Below are 11,091 nucleotides of genomic sequence, written 5' to 3'. Positions count from 1 at the left end.
AGGTCGCTGAGGGACGACGTCGTCCCCGATGACCCGAGAAGGTTGGAGAGCCTATGTCTGGAATTTCTCTTCCGGCCCCGGTCGCCGCCGTCGTGGACGCCATCAACGATGCGGACACGGACGCGTTCGTCGCCGCGTTCACGCCTGATGGGTTCGTCGATGATTGGGGCCGGGTGCTCAACGGCCCTGAAGGTGTTCGTAGCTGGGCCGAGTCCGACGCGATTGGTATGGGCGCACGGATGACGGTGTTGTCAGCTGACACACAGGGAGACACAACGACCCTGCGTTTCGGCTGGCAGAGCCAGAAATTCAACGGGGAGTCGGACGCGATCGTCGTCGTCGAGGACGGCCTGGTTCAGAGCTTCACCATTCCACCGCACCGGTGACGTCGTTCCGGCGCCGCCGGTTTCGTGGGTACGTCTCGGCGACCTTCACGGGGCGGTGACCACCTGGCCGGCCCAGGCTAAACCCCCGCCGAAACCGAACAGCAGAACCGGGCGGCCCGGTTCGATGTCACCGCGCTCCACCATCTTCGACAGCGCCAGCGGCACGGACGCTGCCGACGTGTTGCCCGACTCGACCACGTCGCGGGCGATGGCGGCCTGCTCGGCGCCCAGCTTGCGGGCGATCGCATCGATGATCCGCAGGTTGGCCTGGTGGGTCACTACGGCGCCGAGCTCGCTGAGGTCGACACCAGCTCGGGTGCATGCTTCCCGCGCGATGGGGGCCAGCTCGGTGGTGGCCCACCGGAACACGGATGGTCCTTCCTGGCTGAACGTGGGGCGCCAGTCGTCGTTGATGCGGACCATGTCGCCACGTGATGGATCCGATCCCCACACCACGGGGCCGACGCCAGCAGCACCGTCGGTGGCCGACAACACTGCGGCCGCGGCGGCGTCACCGAGAAGGATGCACGTGGTGCGGTCAGTCCAGTCGGTGATGTCGCTCATCTTTTCGGCGCCGATGACGAGCGCGTGCCGTGCCGCGCCGGCCTGGATGGCGTGATCGGCCGTGGCCAGCGCCGTGCAGAAACCAGCGCAGCCGTTGCTGACGTCGTAGCCGGCAGCGTGGGGGATTCCGAGCCGCCGAGCGACGAGGAGTGCGACGTTGGGAACCCGGTCGATTGCCGTGCAGGTGGCTACCACCACGAGGTCGATATCGGATGGTTGCAGCCCAGCTTTGGCGAGGGCTTTGCCCGCGGCGGTGGTGGCGAGGTCGGTCATCGTCTCGTCGCTGGCAATGTGCCGGGTGGCGATGCCGGTACGTTGCCGGATCCACTCGTCGTTGGTATCGACGGTGGTGGCGAGGTCGTCGTTGGTGAGCACGTGGTCGGGCTGATAGTGACCCAGCGCGGTGATGCGCGATCGCGGCACGGCGTGTCCTTCGTGAGCGGTGTCGTGGATCCGCGCGGGGGCCGCTACGGACAGTCCGGCTAATACTGTCGTGCATCGGTCGCCGAATCCACCTGTGGTGTCAGGGGCCGGTGCGTAATGACTCGAGTAGGCACGTCAGGGCAGCCATCGTGTCCAGCAGGTCTGTGTCGCGATCCTCGGACTGGGCCAGCCATAGGGCCGCTTCGTTCATGGCGCCGGACAACAGATGGACTAGGGGACGGATCGGTTGGCGTGAAATGACGCCGTCGGACATCAGCTGGGTGAGTCCGGCCTCGAGTTGCTGCATGGAGGTCTGTGCGTCCATCTCCCTCCACATTCCCCAGCCGAGTACAGCGGGCGCGTCGACCAGCATGATCTGGTGGATGCCCGGTTCGGTGCTGGCCGCGAGGAACGCTTGGCAGCCGGCGATCAGCTGGGTCCAGGGGTCGGCGTCGGGGGCGGCGTCGGCTACCCGGTTCGCCACTTCCTCGTGGATCTGTGCGAGCACCGCTCGGAAGAGTTCGTCCTTCCCGTTGAAGTGGTGGTAGAGCGCGCCTTTGCTCACGCCGGTGGCTTCGACGATCTGAGCCAGGCTCACGTGTGAGTAGCCGTGGGTGGCGAAGAGGTGGCGGGCTGTGGTGACGAGGGCGTGGGTGGTCTCGAGGCGTTGTTGCGCCTTGGTCCGGGAGGCACGACCAGTCGAGGGCATGGCGCCATCCTACACTTGACATACCGGCGGTCGGTATCTTAAGGTGGCAATCAATCAAAGATACATACCAACGGTCGGTATCTTTCATCTCTTGGGAGGCTCACATGCAACTGTCCAGCTACTACCCGGTGATCATGACGGACAAGGTGCAGGAAACCCTGGCCTTCTACGTCGAGCACTTTGGTTTCACCGTGACATTCGAGGCCGACTGGTACGTCAGCCTCAAGCGGCCAGGTGTCGACGGCGAGCCGTCGTACGAGCTGGCCATCCTGGACCACAGCCACCCGACCATTCCGGAGGGATACCGGAGGCCCGTGACCGGACTGCTGCTGAACTTCGAGGTCGCCGACGTCGACGCCGAGTACAAGCGCCTGGTAGAGGGAGCCGGCCTGGCCCCGAAACTCGAGCTGCGAACTGAGACGTTCGGGCAGCGCCACTTCATCGTCGCCGATCCGGCTGGAGTGTTGATCGACGTCATCACCGAGATTCCGCCGGGGGAGGAGTACGCCGACAGCTTCGTCGAATGATCGACCGAGGCTGAGCTGTTGTGATGCCGAGAGGTGGCCGCCGGAGCCAGGCAAGGCCCGGTTACCACCTCCCGGGCCAGCCCCGCTACGCGGCGACCAGGGCTGGAGAGTCGAACCACGCGTCGGCGGCCTGCTGGCCGTGTTCCACGAACGACGTGAGGTAGGTGCGGACCTCGGCGGCGAACTGGGAGATCTCCGCGGTGGTGAACCCGGCGATCATCGCCAGTGCCTCGATATCCGGAACCTCGGCGTTGACCAGCGATTCCGTCATATGGTCGACGTCCAGGCCGCATGCCCGGGTCACGGTGGCAATGGTTTCGCCTCGGTCCAGCGCTGCTTCTAGGGCGGCCGGCGTCACGCCGAGAATCTCGGCCGCGGTGGGAATCGCGTACATAGTCACTCCTTCACAGGGAGGATTGCTCCCTTTTGCTATCGACCAATTCTCCGCAGTCGAACCTGAGAGGAGCCGGAGAAAGTGCTGATAGTTGGGTGTGACTTCGGCCTCGTCGAAGCGTGGGCGCTGGCCGGTGGGCCCGGTGGAGAACGCGCGCGATGGGGGCGTCAGCGCAGGGCGTAGACCATGAAGACCGGGTCGCTGTCGATCAAGAAGGTGACGCCGGCCGTGAGGTCGTCGGTGGTGACTTCAAGAACGGACAGACCGTCAAAATGGGTCTCGCTGTTCCCGGTGTGCAGGTCGATCAACTCCAGCCCGTGCCGGCTGAGACCCGGAACGGCCAGCGCTCCATCGATGACGGCGGAGCCTTCGAGCAGGTCCGTGGTCTGGTTCTCGACTCGCCACAGCTCGTCGCCGCTGTTGACGTCGTATCCGGCGAGCCACGCGGCGCGGTGCTGCGATTCCTTATCTGACTCAACCGTCACGACGACGTCGTCGAAGAGGCCGGCGACGCTGTAGTAGCTGGAGCTGACGGATGGAAGAACCTCGGTCCACGCCGGGATACCCGTGCTGGCGTCCAGGGCGAGCAGGAAGTTCTCGATCGTGTCCGAGCCGTCGTCGAGCCGGGATGCGCGGACGACAACGAGCTCATCGGTGGTGCCGACCACCTGATGCGCGAAGGGTGCACCGCCGTGGTCGTCCTCGAACCCGTAGTCCCACACCGGCGCTCCATCAACCACCGAGAATGCGGAGAGCCGCAACCACTCGGGGCGGACGGTTCGGCCTAGATTGAATATCGTGTCCCATCCGGCCTGCAGCCCGTCATCCATGAAGGTGGTGACGAGAACGTCGCCGGCACGGTGGACGAAATCGGACAGGTGCTCGCGGTCCTCGGAACGCTGCCAGACGACTTCACCGGAGTACACATCGGTGCGCAGGAGACTCAGCCCGCGGTCCGGCACCCGGTGGATCAGCGCTATCGAGCGTTCATCGACCTGGGCGCCACCGGCGGTGCGCACGTCGAGGTCAGGCGCGTCGGCCCCATTCGCGATGCGGTGGCACTCGAGGAGGTCTCCGCTGACGCGCTTGGTCACCGCGACGGTCAGCTCGTCGTCGGAGACATGCGCGAGAACGAGGTGGTCGCCGATAGGTTCCGCGGCATAGGAGTAGCCATCCTGAGTGCGTCCCCACACTGCCTCGGCTGACCAGCCGTCGATGACGGAGACCGGACGATACTGGACGACCATCCCGGCGCCGGTGAGCTGCGGCCGGCGAGGGTTGGGGATCGCCGCACGCGGCTCGCCGAACGGCGCCTGGGCGGACAGCGCCGGCTCGGCCGGTTGGTCAGCGTTGGCGACGTAATCAGCCGGAAGGCTGACGTCGGGGAGGTCGTCGGCGGGTATGTCCCGGAAGTCGGCGACGCAGCGTCCCTGCCATGCTTGCCAACCCGCGAACCCACCGATGCCGACAGCCACGATGACGACGGCCGAGACGACCCCGATCCATACCTGACGGGTCATCCGGGCGACCTTTCGATTCGACGGCCACGGCACTCCCTGCCGCCCACGCTGTCAGGCCGGACAACTCGCCCAGCTTCGGCGATGGTTCTGGCCAGCCTGACAGTGCGGTGGACGCCGCGACTTGTCAGTCTAGGTAGGCATGGCACCGCCGGCTACAGCGTTGTCCGGCCTGACACCGCCAGGGTCAACTAGCGGCGGCCATGCGGGCCTGGTAGCGCGCCCGAGCCTTGGCGGCTTCGGTCTCACGATCACGCGGCGGAGCCTTGGTGATCAGGGTGTCCAGCAGCTTCTCGGTGGACGCGGTGATCTCGGCGACCGCGCGGTCGAAGGCCTCTTGATTGGCCTGCGACGGTTTACGTGTCCCGGCGATCTTGCGGACGTACTGCAAGGCAGCGTCGGCGACCTCGTCGCTGGTGGCCGGTGGTGCGAGGTTGTTCAGCGGCTTGATGTTGCGGCACATAACACGAGCGTATGCGAACAACCAAGCGCCGCCTACCCGTAAGCACTGCGTTGGCTCGGGTCGGCAGCTTAAGCGGACGCAGCGCTCAGCTCGCGCTCCAACGGGGTCCGGAAGGTCGGAACGACGGACGCCGACTCGAGCCGGGGCTGCAGGTGAGCCGCGGCCTCGGCGATGGCGGTGGTGGCCTCGGCGCCGACATCCTCCAGGAGCCGCCAGACGATGTCTGGACCATTCATACCCCAGCCGCCGACGATCCGACCGTCCCACCACACCGTAGGCCCGATGTTGCCGTTCCGGTCGAACAGCGGCGCTCGATGTGGCCCGAGGAAGAACTCGCGTTGCTGCCAGCCCATGGGAGTCGGGTCGAGGGCGGGCAGGAGCGCTGCCGACGGTGGGACGGGTGGTTCGGGTTCGAGGTCGTCGCTCAGCGCGATGCCCGGGCCATCGTCGAGCTCGACGTCTGCCACCGCGAGCGCGGCCAGGACCTTGCGGGTAGTGCCCAACGTCCACCCCGTCCACCACTGCAAATCCGCAACAGTGGCCGGCCCGAAAGACCGCAGCCATGCTCGGGCCAGCGTCACGCGGGCGTCGAGTTCGCCGACGGTAGGCAGCCCTTCGGGCCACAACTCCCGCACCGCCGCCCACCGGTGCATCCGGGACAACCAGGTGCCCGCCGGGCGGCCGCGCACGATCCGCCCGTCGGCACCCATCAAGGTGAGCACTCGGCTGGTGATGTTCTGCTTGACATCCCACGCTTTATCGGACGTGGGTAATACGGCGGTACGTAGCCGCGGTTCCGCCCTGGACAGTTCGGTCGCCAATGCCTCGCCCCGCTCGAGGAGCGCGCGTTCGACTTCCGTCTCGACCTCGGTCAGCCAGCTGTCGATGTCGGGCCCGACCGGGGGTTCGGTGGGAGCGGAAGAGAGTTCTTTCACCAGGCGCCGGCGTAACCTCGCGGCGATCTCCATGCCGGCCGCGCTGTGGATCACCGGCACCAGTTCGGTTGGGGCGACGAACATGGTGCGCCGCATACCGATCATCTTCACCAGCGAATGCTGCTCGTACAGCGCAACGGATAGGTCGTTCAGGGTTGCGTCCGGACAGCGGGCGAGGACAGACAGGTACACGGTGGCCGGGTCGGTAGCGTGGAGCACGACGACGCTGGAGGTGGCCTCGACCGGCGACGACGCCGCATGCTCCGCCGCGAGCCGATGCCGGCGCATCAGGCGAGTACGGCGCTGCGCCGTGCTGAACTTGACCATGGCCACACCCTAGTGCTCAGCGCAGACATCCCGGACCGATCGATGCGCTGCTTCCACGCCAGATAGTGGACGGTCGTCTCGTCCTCCAATGGTTACCTGAGGGCAAGAGCGGCCTTTCACAATTGGGCGGTTTCGTTGGGGTCTGGCAATGTGATGTTTGGGACTGTGATGTCTTGGGACATTGTGGTCACTGGGAGCTCGCGACTTCGTGGGCTGCCGTATCCGAGTGGGCATAGGTCTGGTGGGCGGGGTGCGGGGTAACGGTGGAGGGTTTTCGGCGTAACGGTGGAGGGTTCTTCGCGCTATAGCAGGGAGAACCCTCCACCGTCAGGCCGAAAACCCTCCACCGATCGACATCGCGGGCGCGGCGACCCCCTTCTCGCGCGGATACTCGGGACCTCTGAGACTTCGCTCATCAGCGTCCCTACACCCGCAACTAGGAATAGCCACAAAAGCCCCTAAAAGGACGGTGTGGTAGCCGATTCATGCAGCCTGTGGACAACCGAATGGCGAACGCGGGCCCGAGCGTCTACTCTCCGGTGCATGCGTGATCTTGGAGAACGAATCGCAGACTTTGGTCAATGGATAGTTAAACCTCGTGTCATGACCATGGCCTCGTGTCGGGTCCTTGCGATTCCGGTGTGTGTCGGCCTGGTTCTGGCCGGATGTGCTGGCGACGACGGGTCGGCGCCAGCTGCGGATGCACCCTCCACGATCACCGACGCACCCACCCCCGACACCACTCCTCGTGACGACCACACGCCGGACCCAACCCCAACCACAGAACCGACGCCAACTCCAGACCCCACAGCCGCCCTTGAGGCAGAGATCACCGAATTCTTCGAGGAGTACATCGACGTCGTAAACCGCAGCTGGACATCACGCGAAGCCTTGGATCGCCGCCGCGAAATGTTCTCAGACAGCTGTCAGGCATGTCTTGTGGGATATGAGTTTGCGCAACGTGTGCATGACGAGAGTCTGAGTTATGACGGCGAGGAAGCGGACCTCATCGATGTGTTGTTGGTTGAATTCGATGCAGGATCGGCGATCTTTTTAACAAGTGCTGATTACCCGGAAGGCAGCCTGGTATCGGCTGACGGTGATGTGGCTGTTAGTTTCGATCCAGCCAGGGGCAGGCAGACGCTCTACCAGGTGAATCGTAAGGCTGAAGGTGGCTTCGTGATTGTTTTCAGTGAGGCCTTGTGATTCTTATGCGACGTGTATGGCCCGCTCTAATCATCGCTTGTAGCTTATTGCTCTGGCCTGTTTTTGCTCACGCGTGCAATATAGATGGAGAGAATTGTCCGCCACCGCCGGACACAGATGGTGGGGGTGTGGGGTATTCATACGACAGTGCGACGCGGACGTTCTACCCGAAGCCAGAGGGTGGTGAGGCCCGCGAGGAACACGGTGGTGTGGTGTGGATGGTCCGGTACGTGATCACGTGCGAGCGCAACCATCCCGATCGTCCAGGCCATGACGTGGCGTGTTCCGAGGCGCTCTGCGATGCCGGCGGTGCAATTGGGTACACCACGTTGGTGTTTCGCCGGGAGCATGTCTCCGACCCTTGGGAGCCGTGGCCGGGTCGGGAGCGTATCTGCCGGATCCGCACCACGGGCGAGCCGATCCCGTTGGCGGATGTGGAGGCGGAGATCTTGGCGGTGGTCGAGCGGCACTATGAGGCGATTTCCCGTCCGGAGATCGACGTTGTTCCGACTGGGAATGCGGTGGTGAATCTTCCCGTGCTCGCGTCGACCGAGGATGCGGGATCGGTGGGTTTCGAGATCGAGAACCCGTTGCCGGGGCACGTGCGAGCGGATCCGCGGTATAGCTGGCAGTGGAGTAACGGCGACCGCGCGAGTGGTCCTGGGCGACGTTACGACGGAACTGATCCGTTGGCGCGACCCGCGCATTATCCGGTGCAGGCGGTGTTCGGCAGCCCCGGCGAGCAGCGGGTGGGTCTGGAGGCGACGTGGGAGATCACGCTGACGGTGGAGGGTATTCCACCGATCACCGACGTTGATCCCCTTGTGTACGAGGCTAGTGAGTCGTTCACGGTGCGCAGCGCGCGGACCGTCCTGGTGGACTGAGCTGGACGGCCTTCAGTGCACGGCACGATGTGTTAGGCGGGTCGTCCAGCCGTCCAGGCTCGTTTGTTGAGCAGCCACTTGGCTTCGTCCACGGCTTGTTCGGGGTCGAGGTCGGTGCCGAGTTGGTGCTGCTCCGTGCCGCCGTTGGCCTGGGGTTGAGGAACGAGTAGCAGCCAGGTGCGGACCCCGTTCGGGTCTTCGGTCTGGGTGATCAGCGGTGTGTCGTCCGGTTGAGTGGTGGAGCTGCCGGAGAGGTCGATGTGCTCGGCGAGGCGAACGGTCGGGTGGATGGTTTCGGAGAAGCAGCGTAGACACAACCAGCCGTACCTGGGCCCGCGCCACTGCACGTTTTCGGATGGGCAGCCGTAGCAGAAGCTTCGCATTCCGTGTTCCTACCAAGCGCGCAAGAGAGTGGTGACGAACGACGTGGCGGCGGTCCTTCCGCCTACCGGCCGGACGCGTGTGACCAGGCGTCCGGCTGGCCGGTGATGGTCAGGTGTTGGTCCGCCGCTGAGGAGAACACCGAGACCGCCGCTCAGCGATCGCGCGAACTCCATGCGCCGAGTATAGACACGCGAGATCATCTGAGCGGCTGCCCCGCGCCATCCCCGGCCTGCCGGGGCTGGCCGGGGATGGTGTGGTGCTCAGGACTTGATGAGCTGGTGGACGCGTTGGTGGGAGACACCGAGGATGGTGCCGATGTCGCGCAGCGAAAGTTGCTGAGCGGCCAGCGCCCGAGCGGCGGCACGGGACTCCGCCGCCGCGGCCCGATTAGCGTCCGCGGCGTCTCTGCGCAGCTGCCGGGCGCGGCCCAAATGCTGTTCGACGATGGGCGGTAGGACCGGCTGAACGTCGACGCTGACGTGTGCCTCGGGCACGCCGAGGATGGAGGCGATGGCGTGCCGTTGATGCCGGACGGCCTGGACGAGCAGCCGGACTCTCGACCGCGCGGCCGGATGTTGGTTGCAGTGGACCACCCAGTACAGGCCGTCCCGAATGGCGGTGCTGGTATAGCGATGGTGGGGTAGGTTGTGCATCTGGTCCCTGCCTTCCCTTTTCAGGTAGGGGTCGCGGGGCTGCGCGAAGTGCGAGTTCGCGCAGCCCCACCCAAGTGCGGCGCCGCTCTTGGATCGTATGTTCGAATAATGTCAGTTGGGTCCGACAGGGTCGGGATGGCTGACCGAACGGCGGGTCAGGCAGGGATGCCTCTGTATGGTGTTGTTTGAGTCGATCACTTGTCGCTTGATGACGTTCTAGCGTGTTTGTGCGTCGTCCGGCGCCGCGACCATGAGTCAGCGGAACTGGACTCCCACGGTGTGCAGGGGCCCGTCTGGTGTCAGAACGGTCAGTAGCCGGCACGAGCCAGACCATGTCGCATCGGAGTGCCAGATGTAGCGATAACTTTTCGTTCGCGGACGGTACGGGATCTGGTCCCGGTGCGGCGTCTGGGCGGCCTCGTCGGGGCCGGTCGGCTGGCCCGTCGCACACGACATCTCGGCGGTGGTCACCTCGAACGGGGCACGTCCCCGGTATCCGCCGACGGCGACGTCGAGCACGACGGCGCTACCGGGGTCGACGCTGGTCAGCGCAGGCGGGGATGCCAGAAATGCGGTGTACTGTTCAGCCACCTCCTCGTCCGATACCACCCGGTCCAGGAACATCAGGCTGTCCATCCGGCAGTTGCAGGGGTTGGCCTCGCGATTGTTCTGTGGGTAGCTGCCGCCGATCTTGATCCCGGTTGGGTCGGTGGGCGATGTGACGTGGGAGCCCGGCCCGTCGACCTCCCACGGGTCACCCGGGTTCGTGTAGAAACCGTCGAGCTGCACACCGTTGTGGAACAGCCGCATGGTGCCGTCGTCGTAGTTGAATGTCGCCGCGAGGAACACCCACTCGTCCCGGGGAAGTAACGTTTGCCAGTCATCGCTGGCGGCGAACGTCTGCGATGCACCGCCATCGATGCGGCGACCGAGGGCCACTAGCCGTAGCTCGCCGTCGACGTTGATGACCTCCAGCAACGCCCTCACCGGATGGCCGTCCGAGTCGCCACTGAGGATGCCGGCCATGCCGACAGCGTTGTAGTGGTCGTCCGGATCGGGTGTGTTCGAGTTCGGGCCGGGGTTCTCGCCGGTCATCTTGAACCAGCCCATGATGGTGATGCCGGCCGTCCCGCTGAACGCGTTGAGACTGGCGACGCCATCCGGGTTGTAGACGCCCGCCTTCCAATCGTCGTTGCCCATCACTGTCGGATTCACTTGCCGGGTCTGTAAGGATTGCCGGCTGCCGGGGTACGCACCGTCAGGCACCCGCATGTGGCCCGCGCCGTTGACGAGGTCGAGATCGGTCGCGGACCACCCGAGGTCATGTTCGCGCCCAGGATCACCGAGCACGGGATGCTCGAAGTCGAAATGGGCGACGACGTCGGGCCTGAGGCTGTCGATCACGACGGGCTCCGGAGCCGTCGGCAGGGTGATGTGGCGGTCCGGTGCCGCCTGTGCATGGTCGACTCCGGTGACACCGAGCGCGATCGCGGACGGTAGGCAGAGCAGAAGGCCGACCGGGATAACCGCGGCCCGCCAGAAAAGCTTGTGCATAGCTCCTCCTGAGAGTCTGTTTCAGACTCCGAGATGGCGAGAGCTCTGGATGGTCCGGTGGTGGCGGTAGCCGTCCGCCACCACCGTGGACGCGGTGAGCTGACAGGTGCCTCAGCTCGTGGACCTCAGTGCCCTAGGTTTCGGCGCCGGATACGGCGGCGATCG

Annotated in this window: 13 protein-coding genes; 4 read left to right on the top strand and 9 right to left on the bottom strand. The window is 65.2% G+C overall.

Annotated elements, in window-relative coordinates; genetic code table 11:
• Nucleotides 1–53 precede the first annotated feature (53 nt).
• Nucleotides 54–386: a nuclear transport factor 2-like protein gene (locus G8760_RS01435; protein ID WP_166345575.1), complete on the top strand. Its 333-nt coding sequence runs from the start codon at nucleotides 54–56 to the stop codon at nucleotides 384–386.
• A gap of 45 nt (nucleotides 387–431) precedes the next feature.
• On the opposite strand, the gene G8760_RS01430 is transcribed toward G8760_RS01435, so the two are convergent.
• Nucleotides 432–1,373 carry a beta-ketoacyl-ACP synthase III gene (locus tag G8760_RS01430; protein ID WP_166345572.1) on the bottom strand — a complete coding sequence of 314 codons (942 nt, stop codon included), beginning with the start codon at nucleotides 1,371–1,373 and terminating at the stop codon, nucleotides 432–434.
• Nucleotides 1,374–1,473: 100 nt separating this feature from the next.
• Nucleotides 1,474–2,082 carry a TetR/AcrR family transcriptional regulator gene (locus G8760_RS01425; RefSeq protein WP_166345569.1) on the bottom strand — a complete coding sequence of 203 codons (609 nt, stop codon included), beginning with the start codon at nucleotides 2,080–2,082 and terminating at the stop codon, nucleotides 1,474–1,476.
• Nucleotides 2,083–2,186: 104 nt separating this feature from the next.
• On the opposite strand from G8760_RS01425, the gene G8760_RS01420 reads away from it, so the two are divergent.
• Nucleotides 2,187–2,609: a VOC family protein gene (locus tag G8760_RS01420; protein WP_166345566.1), complete on the top strand. Its 423-nt coding sequence runs from the start codon at nucleotides 2,187–2,189 to the stop codon at nucleotides 2,607–2,609.
• An 85-nt stretch (nucleotides 2,610–2,694) separates the two neighbouring features.
• On the opposite strand, the gene G8760_RS01415 is transcribed toward G8760_RS01420, so the two are convergent.
• The 4 genes from G8760_RS01415 to G8760_RS01400 form a co-directional block, all read right to left on the bottom strand.
• Nucleotides 2,695–3,003, bottom strand: coding sequence for a hypothetical protein (locus G8760_RS01415; protein WP_166345563.1), 309 nt, complete (start codon nucleotides 3,001–3,003; stop codon nucleotides 2,695–2,697).
• Between the two features lie 167 nt (nucleotides 3,004–3,170).
• The gene (locus G8760_RS01410; RefSeq protein WP_166345560.1) at nucleotides 3,171–4,523 is read right to left on the bottom strand and encodes an outer membrane protein assembly factor BamB family protein; all 1,353 of its coding nucleotides are present in this window, start codon (nucleotides 4,521–4,523) and stop codon (nucleotides 3,171–3,173) included.
• A gap of 184 nt (nucleotides 4,524–4,707) precedes the next feature.
• Nucleotides 4,708–4,983 carry a DUF2277 domain-containing protein gene (locus G8760_RS01405; RefSeq protein WP_166345557.1) on the bottom strand — a complete coding sequence of 92 codons (276 nt, stop codon included), beginning with the start codon at nucleotides 4,981–4,983 and terminating at the stop codon, nucleotides 4,708–4,710.
• Between the two features lie 68 nt (nucleotides 4,984–5,051).
• On the bottom strand, nucleotides 5,052–6,245 hold the full coding sequence (locus G8760_RS01400; protein ID WP_166345554.1) for a winged helix DNA-binding domain-containing protein: 1,194 nt from the start codon (nucleotides 6,243–6,245) through the stop codon (nucleotides 5,052–5,054).
• Nucleotides 6,246–6,788: 543 nt separating this feature from the next.
• Between G8760_RS01400 and G8760_RS01395 the strand changes: the two genes are divergently transcribed.
• Together G8760_RS01395 and G8760_RS01390 are read left to right on the top strand one after the other, a co-directional pair.
• Nucleotides 6,789–7,451 (top strand): hypothetical protein, encoded by a 663-nt coding sequence (locus G8760_RS01395; protein WP_166345551.1) that lies wholly within the window; start codon nucleotides 6,789–6,791, stop codon nucleotides 7,449–7,451.
• Nucleotides 7,452–7,579: 128 nt separating this feature from the next.
• On the top strand, nucleotides 7,580–8,335 hold the full coding sequence (locus G8760_RS01390) for a hypothetical protein (protein WP_166345548.1): 756 nt from the start codon (nucleotides 7,580–7,582) through the stop codon (nucleotides 8,333–8,335).
• A gap of 32 nt (nucleotides 8,336–8,367) precedes the next feature.
• Here G8760_RS01390 and G8760_RS01385 read toward each other — a convergent pair whose 3' ends face one another.
• From G8760_RS01385 to G8760_RS01375, 3 genes are all read right to left on the bottom strand, one after another.
• Complete coding sequence (locus G8760_RS01385; protein WP_166345545.1) at nucleotides 8,368–8,718, bottom strand: hypothetical protein; 351 nt, start codon at nucleotides 8,716–8,718, stop codon at nucleotides 8,368–8,370.
• A gap of 261 nt (nucleotides 8,719–8,979) precedes the next feature.
• Nucleotides 8,980–9,372: a hypothetical protein gene (locus G8760_RS01380; RefSeq protein WP_166345542.1), complete on the bottom strand. Its 393-nt coding sequence runs from the start codon at nucleotides 9,370–9,372 to the stop codon at nucleotides 8,980–8,982.
• Nucleotides 9,373–9,627: 255 nt separating this feature from the next.
• Complete coding sequence (locus G8760_RS01375; RefSeq protein WP_166345539.1) at nucleotides 9,628–10,926, bottom strand: PxKF domain-containing protein; 1,299 nt, start codon at nucleotides 10,924–10,926, stop codon at nucleotides 9,628–9,630.
• Between the last annotated feature and the right edge of the window lie 165 nt (nucleotides 10,927–11,091).

Origin of the sequence: Phytoactinopolyspora limicola (genome assembly GCF_011320225.1) — a bacterium.
In the GTDB taxonomy this organism is placed as follows: Bacteria; Actinomycetota; Actinomycetes; order Jiangellales; family Jiangellaceae; genus Phytoactinopolyspora; species Phytoactinopolyspora limicola.
Note: the sequence above shows the minus strand (reverse complement) of the source record. Positions and strands in the feature narration are given on the sequence as shown.